Origin of the sequence: Reyranella sp. (assembly GCF_036558665.1) — a bacterium.
Lineage (GTDB): Bacteria > Pseudomonadota > Alphaproteobacteria > Reyranellales > Reyranellaceae > Reyranella.
Genome location: NZ_DATBFE010000168.1, coordinates 1 through 13226, shown reverse-complemented (window position 1 = coordinate 13226; position 13226 = coordinate 1). Strand labels below are relative to the sequence as shown.

Sequence of the window (13226 nt, the reverse complement as noted above, 5' to 3'; positions counted from 1 at the left end):
AGCCCGTCATGTGCAGCCCGTCATGTGCGCCCCGTCATGACGTCGCGATAGTGCCGCCAGAAGCCGCGATTGGTGGTCTCGTCGCTGACATGACCGACGCGGCCCGCACCGTCGCCCGTTCCGTCGCCCCCGCCGTCGCGCCGCTCGCGCGCCACGCCGCGGCCGAGATCGACCCAGCCGTCCGCCGTCGCGCGATCGACCCGCCAGCCCTGCTGCATGCGCTCGGCGATCACCGCATCGTCGGGCAGGAAGAACGAGGCCGGGCCCATCGCCGCCTCGGACTGGCGCAGGATGCGCCGGTTCAGCGCCTCGTCGACGCCGTCGAGCAGCAGCGGCGTGTGATAGTGGATCGTCTCGTCCGGCCCGACCGGCTGGATGATGGCGAGGTTCATCTCGCCCAGGAACAGGTTGGGGAAGATCAGCGCATGCGGCGGCCCGTCCCACAGGAGCCGGTCGGCCATTTCCCTGCCGTGCGCCTTGGCGAGCGCGTCGGCATAGGCCTGCACCTTGTCGCGCGTGGTGCCGAGCCAGGCGAGCTCGCGGTCGTAGCCCGAGCGCAGCTCGAGCTCGACATGGCCTCGCCCGTGGTCGCGCGCCTGCGAGGTGTTGTCGAGCTCGGGCGAGAACAGCGCCGCCTCGTACTGCGTGCCCGGCACCGCCTTCTGCAGCGAGGCGTGGGCGATCGCGAGGTGGTAGCCGTCGTTGTCGCTCTCGGGCCACATCTTCCAGTTGGAGGCGACGCGCTGGCCGACCCAGCCGGCGCCGATCGCGAGGCGGCCGACCGGCGAGAGCGCCAGCGCGCGGTCGATCAGCGCCTTGCCGGCCGGGCCGAGATGATCGTCGAGCGGTCCCGCGTCGCCGCTCTGGTTGGCGAAGACGAAGCCCCGGTAGCTCGCGACCTGGCCCGGCCGCGCGAGGTCGAGCCGCTCCAGCGCGCCCTCGAAGCCGCTGCGGCCGGGCAGGCTCCTGAGCCTGCCGTCGAGGCCGAATACCCAGCCATGGTAGCTGCACTGGAAGGAGCGCCTTCCGCCGCCGCGATCCTGCCAGCAGAGCATCGTGCCGCGATGGGCGCAGCGGTTGGCGAGCACATGCACGCGCCCGTCGCCCGCGCGCACCATGATCACCGGCTCGCGCCCGAGCCGGCGCGTCACCCAGTCGCCTTCGTTCGCGATCTCCGAGTCGTGGCCGACGAACACCCAGCCGCGGCGGAAGATGCGATCGAGCTCGTCCTCGAACACGCGGGCGTCGGTATAGAGGCTGCCATGCACCCGCCGGTCCTCGACCAGCCGGCGGTAGTCCACCGCGTTTGAGTCCGTGGCGCTCATGTTCCTCTGCCTCGTGGGGGAAAGCTTAGGAGAAGCGGTGGCGATGGCGCAACGACCGGAGCTTCGCCCCCTCTCCCCGCCTCTCCCCCTCGCGGGGGCGAGGAGCATGATCGCGGGACTCCTCTTCCTCTTCCTCCTCTCCCCCTTGGGGGTTCCTCTCCCTCTCCCTCTTCCTCCTCTCCCCCTTGGGGGAGAGGTTGGGAGAGGGGGTGACGCACAGCGCCAATCTTCGCAGCCCCCTCTCCCCGCCTCTCCCCCTCGCGGGGGCGAGGAGCATGTACCTGACGGCGGCACGCGCGCTGATCGACGGGGACATCACCGGCGAGGTCGATGCGCTCCTGCCGGCGCTGTGGACGTTCGAGCAGACCGACGATCTGCGCGCCCTGCTCGGCCGCTTCGCGCTGCCCGGCGGTTGACGACCCCCGCCGGACTTTCTAGCGTTTCGCGGGGTGTGAACGAGGGGGGCCGACCGATGGCAGCGGACCGTCAAGCGATCGTGAAAACGATCCTCACCGCATGGATCGCGCGCAGCTACGACAAGATCTATCCCTATCTCGACGACAAGGTCGTCTACATCGTGGGGGCGGGCGCGGCCAAGTCGATCTGCCACACGCCCGGCGTCTTCATCGGCAAGGACAGGGTCAGGCTCTGGTACGACTCGCACAGCGTGGTCCGCTCGGTCTACGGCGAGGCCGCGGTCAATCCGTTCTGCGGGTTCGTCGCGCCGCCGCAGGTGGTCACCTTCGAGGATGCGACCCAGAACGTCGTGTTCGCGATCGGCAGCGTCGGACGCGGCGTGCCGGGCGAGCTGCCCTGCGAGTGGATGTCGGGCTGGTGGTTCGGCGGCGATCTGGTCTCGCGCATGCTCCTGGTCGCGGACTCCGTCGGCGGCCTGCATCCGTTCGAGCAAGCCCGCCAGGCGGTGATCGCCCAGGCGCAGGCCGAGGAGCTGGCGAAGGTCACTCCGCTGCCCTGACCGCAGCGGCGCGGCGCCACCGCCGCGTTGCGCTGGCGTGCGATGAGGCGCGTCGCCGGCGTCTAGGCGACGGCGGCGGGCCGCCGCTGGTCGGGCGACGGGCGCGCCCACTCGGCATCGGCGAATTTCCACGACAGCCCGATCATGTCGTTCAGGCGGCGGGCGCGGCGGGCGATGGCCAGGCGCTCGCGCTCGGGCGCATTGGAGCGCCAGGCGACCTCGGCCAGCACGGCGTGCGCCCACGCCGACACGCCGCGATAGTGGTTCAGGCGCGCGATCGGCAGGATGTCGCCGATGATCTGCGCGGCCCGGTCGAGACGGCCGCTGTGGCTCTCGGCCATCGCCCAGTGCAGCTTGCTCCAGCACCAGATGTGCGGCATCTCGACGGCGTTCTCGCAGGCCTCCTCCGGCCGCACGGCTTCGAGCGTCTCGCCGTCGACCGCCACCTTGAGGTAGCGCAGGCGGCAATCGATCATCGATTCGAGCAGTCCCAGGCGCTGATCCCTGACCTGCTCCGCCGCCTGCTCGAAGCAGGGCAAGGCGCCGGCGAGATCGTTGCCGATCATCCGCCCCCAGCCCTGTCCGAACCAGGCGACGCCGAGGTCGAACGGCCGCTGCGTCTCGCGTGCGATCTCGACCGCGAGTGCGCCCGAGCGCTCGGCGTCGGCGCGCTCGTGGCGATAGGCATGGGCATGGGAGAGCAGGCTCGCGAACAGCACCGACGCCGTGCCGGTGAGCTGGAAGCGCTCGTGGCGGCCCGACACCAGGAGCTCGTCGAGCGAGCGCGTGCCGAGCTCGATGCATTCGGCGTAGTTGGCGGCGAATTCGTGGCCCTGCGCCAGCACGTAGGTGGCGACGTGGCGCGCCCCCTCCTGGCCGATCGCCTCGGCGAAACGGCGGGCCTCGGCCGCCCTGGCCCGGCTGAGCCGCACGTTGCCGCAGATGTTCTCGACATGGGCGAGGCTCAGCAGCCGCGCCAGGCGCGCGCCCGGCTCCTCGGCCTCCGACTCCGCGGGCGCCACCTGGCCGAGATGGAAATAGAGCCGCTTGTATTCGCCGATCGGCGCCAGGCAGAGCCGCATCAGCATGCGGATCTCGCTCTGCCGCTTCGACCGGTCCGGATCGTCGGGCTGCTGCAGGGTGGCGTCGAGCGCCTGCTCGAGGCAGCTCGCCGCATGCCGGTAGAGCGAGGCTTCGACTGCCCTCACCCCGGCCTGCCGCCAGTCGGTCGCCGCGCGCGCCCAGTCCTCGGCCCGCGTGGCGTGATGGGCGAGCACCTCGAAGGACTGGTCGAACCCTTCGGTCGCGCCCAGCACGTCGCGGATGCGTCCGTGCAGGCGGCGCTTCTCCAGCCGGATGATGCTGCGCTCCACGATCTGGCGCAGCAGCGAGTGCCGCATGCCGAACAGCGCCTGCTCGCCCGCCCGCGAGCGCCGCAGATAGCCCGCCGCCTGCAGCGCGCGGACCGCCCCGGCGGCGGCGGCCGGATCGGCGATGCCCGACACGGCGGCGAGCAGCTCCTGCGAGCAGTCGAACTGCAGCAGCGCCGCATATTGCAGCATCTGCCGGGCCCGCGGTTCCAGGCGGTCGGCGCGGTCGAGCACGATCGAGCGGATGCGGCCGATCGGTTCGATCTCGCGGTCGGCGAGGGCGTGCCGGGCGATGTCCTCGTCGAGGCTTCCCGACGAGGCGGCGAGCGCCAGCTCCTCGACGAAGAGCGCATTGCCGCCGGTCACGGCGACGATGCTGGCCTCGACCGACGGCGCCGAAGCCGCCGCGAGCACGACCGTGCGGAACAGCGCCAGGCAGGCCTCGTCGTCGAGCGGGCCGATGCGCATGAAGCTGATGTTGGCGGCGTCGTCGAGGCGCGGCATCGGCCGCAGCCCGCGGGTGCAGATCAGGAACAGCACGCGCAGGTCGCCGATCGCGGCGATCGCATCGAACAGGATGGCGAGCGACTCCGGATCGACCCATTGCGCGTCGTCGACGATCAGCACCAGCGGATGGCGATCGCTGACGCGCTCGAGCAGGCCCGCGAACTCGGCGCGCAGCGCCGCCTCGTTGTCGCTGGGCAGCGGTGACGTTCCATCGCCCACGACGTCGCCGCGATCGTAGACGAGGGACGCCGCCGACATCTCGCCCGCGTCGCGGTCCATCCGCCCGAGCTGGCGCATCAGGCGCAGGATCGCCGAGTAGGAATAGGCCAGCCCCTCGGTCACTTCCTCGTGGACCAGCACGACCGAACCCTGGCCGCGCGCCATCTCGGCCAGCTCCTGGCTCAGCCGCGACTTGCCGATGCCGCTTTCGCCCACCAGCACCATGCCCTGGCCGCGCCCGCGCAGCGCCAGGCCGAGCGCGTTCGCGAGTGTCGACCGTTCGAGCTCGCGATCGACCATAGGTCGCGGCCCCGCCTCGCCGACCACGGCACTGCTCGGGGCGGCGCGGAAGCCCAGCACCCGGAAGGCCTCGAAGCTGTGCGCGATGCCGCGCAGGCTGCGCGCGCCCAGGCTTTCGAAGTCGAACAGGTGCCGCGACAGGCGGTAGGTAGCGTAGGAGGTCAGGATGCCGTTGTCCTCGGCCGCCTCTTCCAGGCGCTTGGCGACATGGACGGTCACGCCCATGGCGTCGAAGTCCGACGCGAAGTCGGTCCGGATCCGCCGCGTGAAGACGTCGCCGGAATGGACGCCGATGCGGACCGTCGGCACCTGCGGCACGCCCTGCTGCACGATCTCGTCGCGGATCGACACGGCCGCGAGCAGGGCGCGGGTGGCGTGATCCTCGCGCGCCTCGGGAGCGCCGAAGATCGCGAGAAAGCCGTCGCCCTGGAAATTGACGACATGGCCGCCGAAGCGACGGATGTGCCGCGTCAGCCGATCGTGGATGGCGTCCATCAGGTCGGCCGCGGCCTCGGGCTCGAGCGGTTCGATCATGCTCGACGAGCCCTTGATGTCGAGGAACAGCATGGTGACGAAGGCGTTGCTGGCCTCCGCCATGTCCGCCCTCGCTTCCGGCGCGCCGCCCGCCGCTTCGCCCGGCGCGGCCTTCGCGCCGCAACTGCGGCAGAAGCGCTCGCCGACATGCAACGGGCGGCCGCAGGCCGGGCATTGCCGGCCGAGCGCAAAGCCGCACGACGCGCAGAAGTTGTCGTCCCGCGCCACGTCCTTGCCGCATTGCGTACAGACCAGACGATCCGGCTCCACGCCATTCCCCCGGAACACCGCAGCCCGACCTTACGACACAAGCCCGGCGGTCAGTAGGGCGAAACGCGCCGAGGCCAGGTCCTCCGCCGTCCGACCTCGGCTAGAGTCGGTCCCGACGGGAGGAGACGATGGCCGCAAGCGAGAGCTACAGGAAGGGCGTCGAGAACTGGCGCACGCTGATGGGCGAGGACTACGCCGATCGCATGGAAAAGACGTTGCGCGACGACCCGCTGATGAGGAAGTGCGGCGACTACGCCCGCGAGGCCGTGCTGGGCATGTTGTGGTCCCGGCCCGGCCTCGACATGAAGACGCGGGCGCTGATCTGCGTCGTGTCGGACACCGCACAGGCGCGCTGGGCGGAGCTTGCGATCCATCTGCGCATGGCGCGCAACCAGGGCTGGACGGAGGACGAGCTGTCCGAAGCGCTGCTGCATATCTGCGGCTACATCGGCCTGCCGCCGGTGCGCGAGGCGATGCTGACGGCGAGGCAGGTCTTCGAGGACATGCGACGCCAATGAGGATCCCGCACCCCGGGTCAGGCCGCAGGCTGCGCCGGCGGCTCGACCGTGACGCCGTTGCCGGCCGCGATCGCCACGATCTCGTCGAGCGGCGGCATGCCGCCTGCCCTGCGCACGGCCTCGTCGAAGGCGCCGAACATCCGCTCGAGCCCGGCGCCGGGAAGCGCCATGACCAGCATCCTGGCGCTGGCGTCGGTTTCGTTGCGGAAGGCATGGCGGCTGCCGCGCGGGGCGAAGACGAAGCTGCCGGCGCCGAGCCGCAGGGGCAGGTGGCGGCCTTCGATCTCGAACGTCATCTCGCCTTCGACGACGTAGAACGCCTCGTCGTCGCGGCTGTGGGTATGGGGCGGCGCGCCGGCGCCCGGCGGGACGGTTTCCTCGAACACCGAGACGCCGCCCGTTTCCGCGGCCAAGCCCTTATATAAGTGTGTGGTGCCCAGAATGTCGTGCCGCGGCCCCTCGCCCGGCTGGCGCACGACCGGTGTCAGTTGCAACGTATCGTCCTTCATCGTGAGGCTCCTGTGCCGATGTTAGGCTCGGCGCCGGTGGTCCTGTTCGGCGACCGCTCCGACGCCGGCCTGCCGGCCATCGATACGTCGGCCGCCGCCGACGTGGAAATCCAATGATCTTATGGGCCGGATCGACGCCATGAATTTCGCCGCCTTCGACCTCAACCTGCTGCGTGTCTTCGACGCGCTGATGCGCGAGCACAGCGCCACGCGCGCCGGCGAGCGCGTGGGCCTCAGCCAGCCCGCGGTCAGCGCCGCGCTCGGCCGGCTGCGCCATCTCCTGGGCGACGAGCTGTTCGTCCGCCAGGCCAACGCGATGGTGCCGACGCCGCGCGCGCTGGCGCTGGCCGAACCGCTGCGCGACGCGCTGGCCCGCATCGAGCAGGCGCTGACTTCAGGCGCCCGCTTCGATCCCGCCGCCGAGGTTCGCGGTTTCACCCTGCTCAGCGCCGACTTCTTCTCCATGCTGCTGATGCCGGGCCTGTCGGAGACGGTGGCGCGCGCGGCGCCCGGCATCACCCTGCACCTTCTCGACAGCGCGCGCGGCGACGTCGACCAGCTCCTGATCAACGACGAGATCGACATGGCGATCGAGCGGCCGCTCGACGTGCCGGAATGGATCTCGCGCCAGGGGCTGTTCCGCTCGCCGTTCGTCGTCATCGCCGCCAGGGGCCATCCCGAGCTCGCCGCCGCCGGCGTGCACGAGGGCGACCCGATCCCGATCGATCTCTACTGCGCCCTGCCCCACGCGTTGCGCTCGATCGACGGCAGCGTCAGCGGCTCGGTCTCCGACACGCTGGAGGCGATGGGCCGAAGGCGGCGGGTCGTGCTCACGCTGCCGCAGTTCTACGGCGTGGCGCTGGCCGTCGCGCGCGGCCGGCTGCTGGCGGCGGTGCCCGTGCAGTTCGCGCAGGCGTTCGCGGGCAAGCTCGCGCTCGGCATCTACCAGCCGCCGATCCCGATCCCGGTGCCGGAGGTGCACCTCTACTGGCACCGCCGGCACGACCACGCGCCCGCCCATCGCTGGCTGCGCGAGCAGGTCGTCGAGGCCATCAAGGTGTTCGCCTGAGGCCGGTCGTCATTGAAGGCCGGCCGTCGGCGCCGTGCGCGGACTTGCAAATCGTCAGAAGCCCGCGGTTTCCCGGCCGGCATCGTAGTAGATGTTGGGCTTGCGATAGACGGCCAGCAGCACGGCGCCGCCGGCCGACCAGTTCTCGTGCAGGGAGCCCGGCTTGCGCCAGATATAGTCGCCGGCCGTCGCGACGCCGTCATGATCCTCGACGGAGCCTTCCAGCACGAAGCTCTGCTCGATCTCGGGGTGCTTGTGGAACGGCACGTGAGCTCCCGGCTCCAGCTTGAGAAGGCAGGTCATCTCGCGCTTTTCGGCATCCTCATAGAGGACCTTGATCGAGATCTTCTCGAACCGTGTCGGCTTCCAGTCCATCTGCGACGGCTTGACGTAGGTGGAGCCGCCCACCGTGCCTTCGTGCCTGGCCGGCCGATCGATCAAAGCGGTCATGGTCTTCTCCGTGGCGTGACGATCAGTGCATCGCGATCTCGCAAGCGTCCTCCACTCGTGGCCGGAGATCAAGGCCGCGCCCGGGACCGGAATCGATCCGCGCCCGAAGTGGCGTCGTCGCCGTATGCTGCCCTATGCTCGCGGCGGGAGGACCGCGATGCCGAAGCTTGGATACCTGCTGCCGACGCGCGAGCGCGTCATGGAGAACCAGCCCGAGACCGGGGCGCTGCTCGAGCTGGCCGAGCGCGCCGAGGCGCTGGGCTTCGCTTCGATCTGGGTCGGCGATTCGGTGACGGCGCGGCCGCGCCACGATCCGCTGACCCTGCTGGCCGCCGTCGCCGCGCGCACGCGCAAGGCCGAGCTCGGCACCGCCGTGCTCTTGCCGGCGCTGCGCAATCCGGTGCTGCTCGCGCACCAGGTGGCGACGCTCGACCGCATCGCCGAAGGCCGGCTGATCCTGGGCATCGGCATCGCCGCCGACATGCCGGCGATCCGCCGCGAGTTCGAGGCGACGGGCGTGCCGTTCGACAAGCGCGTCGGCCGCATGAACGAGGCGATGCGCCTCTGCAAGGCGCTGTGGAGCGGCAAGCCGGTCGACTGGGACGGTCTGTGGACGGTGAAGCAAGGCACCGTCGGCCCGACGCCGCATGAGCCGGGCGGTCCGCCGATCTGGTTCGGCGGCGGCCTGCCGGCGGGCCGCGCGCGCACCGGCCGGCTCTATGACGGCTGGTTCCCCAACCTGCCGACGCCGCAGGAATATCCGGCGCAGATGGAGGAGGTGCGGGCGGCGGCGCGCGCGGCGGGACGCGATCCCGGAGCGATCACGGCGGCCATGTATCTCACGCTGGCGATCGACGACGACGCGGCGCGCGCCGACGCCAGGATCAACGCCTATCTCGAGCACTACTACAACGTGCCGGCGGCCGGCATGCGCGCCCGCCAGCGCAGCTTCGCCGGCCCCGTCGCGGCGGCCGCGGCCTGGATCAAGAGCTACGCCGACGCGGGCGTCACCCATATCATGCTGCGCTTCGCCGGCGACCACGAACGCCACCTCGACCTCGCTGCGAAGATCAAGCGCGACCTCGGCTGGTGACACTCCGCTGCTTCTCTCGTGCAGGGCGTGTATTGATGAGCGCCCCGCGAGAATCCGACCTCAAAGCGAAAGGACGCGTCATGGCAAAGAACACGATCTGCCTCTGGTACGACAAGGACGCCGAGGCCGCTGCCCGCTTCTATGCCGAGACTTTTCCCGATAGCGCGGTGGCGGCCGTCCACCGTGCGCCCGGCGACTATCCCTCCGGCAAGAAGGGCGACGTGCTGACGGTCGAATTCACGGTGGCCGGCGTCGCTTGTCTCGGCCTCAACGGCGGCCCTGCGTTCAAGCACAACGAAGCCTTCTCGTTCCAGATCGCCACCGACGACCAGCACGAGACCGACCGCTACTGGAACGCCATCGTCGGCAATGGCGGCCAGGAGAGCGCGTGCGGCTGGTGCAAGGACAGGTGGGGCGTCTCCTGGCAGATCACGCCGCGCGTGCTGACCGAGGCGATGGCGGCCGGCGGCGACGAGGCAAGGCGCGCGTTCCAGGCGATGATGGGCATGAAGAAGATCGACGTCGCCGCGATCGTGGCGGCGCGGCGCGGCTGATGCTCCCCCGCCGACCCGGATCACCTCGTCCCGGGAGGCCGCACGCCGCGTCCGGAAGGATCAGATGATGTCGTTCGGGCGGGATCGGCTGTGGAGCAAGAACCGTCGCGGTTGATATCGCTGTGCCTCCCCATCGCGGCGTCCGCGATGGGGAGGTGCCCGCGCAGCGGGCGGTGGGGTCATGAACGTCGACATTGATGTTCCCGGCCCACGACCTCGCCGGCGGCTACACCATGCCCGGGGCGCCGCTCACTCGCGGTGCCGCCCGCGCCGATGGCTCACTCGAACCTGGCCGGTGACGAGAACGGCTTGGTGGCGTCCACCACGAACATCACCAGGGTCGTCAGATCGCTTGTGCCGCTGTTGAAGACTTCCATGGGCATGCCGGGACTGTGCCCGGGCATGGACTGGCCGGCGTCGACATGGCTCACGCCGTCCGGAGTCTTTTGCCCCAGTTGACCGGCCAGCACATAGAAGGTCTCGGCGCCGGGATGCATATGCACCGACGTCCTGGCCCCGGGCGGTCCGCTGCCGGTGTTGATGCGCAGCAAATACTCGGGCGCGCTGATCGGCGGTACCGGCCCGATCTCGGCGACTTTCGTGCCGCCACGGGTCGGACCGTTCCTGGGACCGAGGGTGAAGAGCCAGGCCTTGCCCCGGACCTCGGCGGCAAGTGACGTTTCGCCTGCGGCGGCCTGCGCCTGCGCGAGCGTGGGGAAATTTTCGAGCTCCCAGTAGAGCGGCCCCGCCGGCAGTTGCTTGACCCTCTTCTCGGTGATCTTCGTGACGACGAATTTCCCCTGAGCCTCGGCGACCGAAGGCGGCAGCAACACTGCCGTCAGACAGAGCGAGAGCGCCAAAACGACGACACGCCGGGTGCCGGATGTCCGCAATTTCATCGTCCTGCTCCTCGAGCCAGATGTCCGGCCGCGCCCAGGCGAGGCCAATTCCGCCGAGAAGACGTAGTGAGGGAAGTGAGGCGCGGTAACGAAAGAAGTCGAAGGAAACCACGAAAAAACGCCGCGATTCGCGGCCAACGTTGCGCTAACGTTCAATCTCGGCGGCCGCGTCGGTCGGCACCGGAAGGTCAACTCGGGAAAGGGGGTTCGCCATGCTCGGCTTCTCTCGGCGAGGCATGGCGCGTGGCTCGGCGCTGCTGGCCGCAGGCACCTTGTTCGCGATGGCGTCATGGTCCCTGGCTGCCGAGAAACCGCCCCTGGCGATCAAGGGCTATGATCCGGTTGCCTATTTCACCGACGGAAGGCCCGTGCGCGGGCTGCCCGACATCGAGTACGAGTGGGACGATCACCGCTACCGGTTCTCGCGTGCCGAGCATCGCGAGCTCTTCAAGGCCGATCCCGTGCGTTACGCGCCGCAGTTCGAGAACTTCTGCGCCATGGCGCTGAGCAAAGGTGAACTCGTCGAGGCCGACCCGGAGAACTGGCTGATCTCCGGCGGCAAGCTCTACATCTTCGGCAAGCCCGGGGGGCCGGAGCTGTTCCAGAAGAATCTTTCCGAGAACGTCTACAAGGCGAACCAGAACCGGGCGCTCGTTCCCGGGAACTAGCGGCCGGTTGCCGGGGCGCCGGGCGGAGCGGCATCGAGGCCGGCCTTGCGCAGGCCGTCGCGGAGGCGTCCGAGATCCGCGGGCTTCAGGAACTTGGTTCCGAAAGCCCGCGCGTCGAATGTCGGGTCGAAGCGTCGAATCGCTGCCACGACCCGCGCGGCATCGTCGGTTCGATCGTCTTGCGCATAGGCGGCCGCCAGGACAACGCGGCTGAAGTTGGCGCCCGCGTGTTCGCGAAGATTGAGCTCCGCCTCCTCGATGGCCGCGTCGTAGCGCCCTTCCAGATAGTAGGCCAGGCCGAGCGCAAAACGATCCATCGCGTCGAGATCGGGGTCGATCCGCTGCGCCAGCTCCAGATCCCTGATCGCCGCCTCCGTCTGTCCCGACCACATCAGGATATTGCCGCGGCCGGCGATGCCATGCGCGTCGTTGGCATTGACGGCGATCGCGCGATCTATCTCCGCCTTTGCCTGTTCGTACTGACGATGGAAGATATGGATACGGCCGAGGATCACGTGCGCGCGCACTTCGGAATCGTCGATGCTCAGCGCCTTGTTCGCCAATTCCTCCGCTCGATCGAGGACCGCGGTCGGCGCTTCCGCCCAGCCCATCGACGTGGCGACGTAATAAGTCTCGGCGAGCGCGGCGTAGGCATCGGCGTAGTTGGGATCGATTTCTATGGCGTGCCTCAGCAAGACGCGCGCCTGCGCGATGTCCGCGCGCGTCGGGCGCTGCAGCGCCGGCCTGGCGCGCAGCACGTAGTCGTAGGCCTCGAGACTGTCGGTCGGCTTGGCGAGCACCCGCCGCTGTTCGATCTCCCTCACGCGGATGGCCAGGGCGCCGGCGATCTCGGCAGTGATCCTGTCCTGCAGGGCAAAGAGATCGGCAAGCGGCTCGTCGAAACGGGCGGACCAGAGCACCCGACCCTGCGCATCGACGAGCTGCTCGGTCACCCGCACGCGGTCACCGGTCTGGAGGACGCCGCCTTCGACCTGATAGCGCACCGCAAGGCTGCGGGCGATCTCGCCGGGGCTTGCGGGACTGCTCTTGTAGGGGAAGACGGCGTTCCATGACATCACGGTCAACTGGGGAAACCTCCCGAGCGCACCGATGATGTCCTGGGTCAATCCGTCCGCGAAATAGTCGCGGGCCGGATCGCCGCTCTGGTTGACGATGGGCAGAATGGCAACGGCGGGTCTGGCGCCGACTTCCGCGTTCCCCGTCCCGGATCGGTCGGCCCGTCCCGCAAGGCCCGGGAATTTCCACCCGGCTCCGGCGCCTGCCCACAACGCTCCCGCCGCAATCAGGACCGCGAGACCGAGCATGCCGAACAATGCGGGTCGCGAGCCGCCCAACGCCATGGTCAGGAAGCCGCGCGGCGTGCGCCGGCCGATGCCGGCGCTCGACGATCGAGGCGCATCGGATGTCGCAGCCGGAACCGATGCGACGTTCATCGCCGATCCGTCGATTGAGCCGGCGGGCATCACCTCGGAGTCAAATCGATAGCCGCGGCGTGGAATGGTCCTGATGAAGCGCGATCCGTCGTCCTTGAGCGCCCGTCGCAGTTCGCCGACGCTTTGCACCAGCGCATCGTCAGTGACGGTCAGGTTCGGCCAGACCGAGTCGAAGAGTTCGTCTTTCGAGACAAGCCGGCCGGAATTTTCGACGAGGTGACGCAGGACCGCGAAGGTCTTTGGCCGAAGGGCAATCTCGGTCCCGTCGAGAAACAGGCCGCCGCGATCCAGATCGAGGACATAGCGGCCAAACTGCAGCCGCTTTGCCTGCATCTCCGTGAGACGGTCGGCGTTGCGAATGGTCATCGCTCCTGAATGCACGCGAGGACGGACGCCATTTGGCCCATGCAATGTCCAGTTGCGTCAATATTTGCCCAATTGTCGCTGAAGTCCAACCCGGACGTCGTCGTCGAGCCCGGGACGGACCTCAATCCGCCGGTCGGCGGCTTGC

Annotated in this window: 13 protein-coding genes; 7 read left to right on the top strand and 6 right to left on the bottom strand. The window is 69.4% G+C overall.

Annotated features, from left to right (window positions below; translation table 11 throughout):
* Positions 1-20 precede the first annotated feature (20 nt).
* A complete protein-coding gene (locus VH499_RS23865; RefSeq protein ID WP_332055272.1) occupies positions 21-1325 on the bottom strand; it encodes an aromatic ring-hydroxylating oxygenase subunit alpha in 1305 nt (434 codons plus the stop codon).
* Positions 1326-1600: 275 nt separating this feature from the next.
* Here VH499_RS23865 and VH499_RS23860 point away from each other — a divergent pair, with 275 nt between their 5' ends.
* Both VH499_RS23860 and VH499_RS23855 read left to right on the top strand, forming a co-directional pair.
* On the top strand, positions 1601-1741 hold the full coding sequence (locus VH499_RS23860) for a hypothetical protein (protein ID WP_332055271.1): 141 nt from the start codon (positions 1601-1603) through the stop codon (positions 1739-1741).
* An 80-nt stretch (positions 1742-1821) separates the two neighbouring features.
* Positions 1822-2301, top strand: a complete 480-nt coding sequence (locus VH499_RS23855; protein ID WP_332055270.1) for a hypothetical protein — start codon at positions 1822-1824, stop codon at positions 2299-2301.
* A gap of 62 nt (positions 2302-2363) precedes the next feature.
* Here VH499_RS23855 and VH499_RS23850 read toward each other — a convergent pair whose 3' ends face one another.
* Complete coding sequence (locus tag VH499_RS23850) at positions 2364-5501, bottom strand: AAA family ATPase (protein ID WP_332055269.1); 3138 nt, start codon at positions 5499-5501, stop codon at positions 2364-2366.
* Between the two features lie 128 nt (positions 5502-5629).
* Here VH499_RS23850 and VH499_RS23845 point away from each other — a divergent pair, with 128 nt between their 5' ends.
* Entirely contained in the window at positions 5630-6019 is a 390-nt protein-coding gene (locus VH499_RS23845; RefSeq protein ID WP_332055268.1) for a carboxymuconolactone decarboxylase family protein, read from the top strand.
* 17 nt (positions 6020-6036) lie between these two features.
* Here the strand turns inward: VH499_RS23845 and VH499_RS23840 are convergent, their stop codons facing one another.
* Positions 6037-6528, bottom strand: coding sequence for a cupin domain-containing protein (locus VH499_RS23840; RefSeq protein ID WP_332055267.1), 492 nt, complete (start codon positions 6526-6528; stop codon positions 6037-6039).
* 121 nt (positions 6529-6649) lie between these two features.
* Here VH499_RS23840 and VH499_RS23835 point away from each other — a divergent pair, with 121 nt between their 5' ends.
* Positions 6650-7597 (top strand): LysR family transcriptional regulator, encoded by a 948-nt coding sequence (locus VH499_RS23835; RefSeq protein ID WP_332055266.1) that lies wholly within the window; start codon positions 6650-6652, stop codon positions 7595-7597.
* A gap of 54 nt (positions 7598-7651) precedes the next feature.
* Here VH499_RS23835 and VH499_RS23830 read toward each other — a convergent pair whose 3' ends face one another.
* Positions 7652-8047, bottom strand: coding sequence for a cupin domain-containing protein (locus VH499_RS23830; RefSeq protein ID WP_332055265.1), 396 nt, complete (start codon positions 8045-8047; stop codon positions 7652-7654).
* Between the two features lie 157 nt (positions 8048-8204).
* Between VH499_RS23830 and VH499_RS23825 the strand changes: the two genes are divergently transcribed.
* Together VH499_RS23825 and VH499_RS23820 are read left to right on the top strand one after the other, a co-directional pair.
* Complete coding sequence (locus VH499_RS23825) at positions 8205-9140, top strand: LLM class flavin-dependent oxidoreductase (RefSeq protein WP_332055264.1); 936 nt, start codon at positions 8205-8207, stop codon at positions 9138-9140.
* A gap of 80 nt (positions 9141-9220) precedes the next feature.
* On the top strand, positions 9221-9694 hold the full coding sequence (locus VH499_RS23820; RefSeq protein WP_332055263.1) for a VOC family protein: 474 nt from the start codon (positions 9221-9223) through the stop codon (positions 9692-9694).
* Between the two features lie 278 nt (positions 9695-9972).
* On the opposite strand, the gene VH499_RS23815 is transcribed toward VH499_RS23820, so the two are convergent.
* Complete coding sequence (locus tag VH499_RS23815) at positions 9973-10593, bottom strand: cupin domain-containing protein (RefSeq protein WP_332055262.1); 621 nt, start codon at positions 10591-10593, stop codon at positions 9973-9975.
* A 212-nt stretch (positions 10594-10805) separates the two neighbouring features.
* On the opposite strand from VH499_RS23815, the gene VH499_RS23810 reads away from it, so the two are divergent.
* Positions 10806-11261, top strand: a complete 456-nt coding sequence (locus VH499_RS23810; protein ID WP_332055261.1) for a YHS domain-containing (seleno)protein — start codon at positions 10806-10808, stop codon at positions 11259-11261.
* On the opposite strand, the gene VH499_RS23805 is transcribed toward VH499_RS23810, so the two are convergent.
* A complete protein-coding gene (locus VH499_RS23805) occupies positions 11258-13081 on the bottom strand; it encodes a winged helix-turn-helix domain-containing protein (RefSeq protein ID WP_332055260.1) in 1824 nt (607 codons plus the stop codon). The genes VH499_RS23810 and VH499_RS23805 overlap by 4 nt on opposite strands.
* Between the last annotated feature and the right edge of the window lie 145 nt (positions 13082-13226).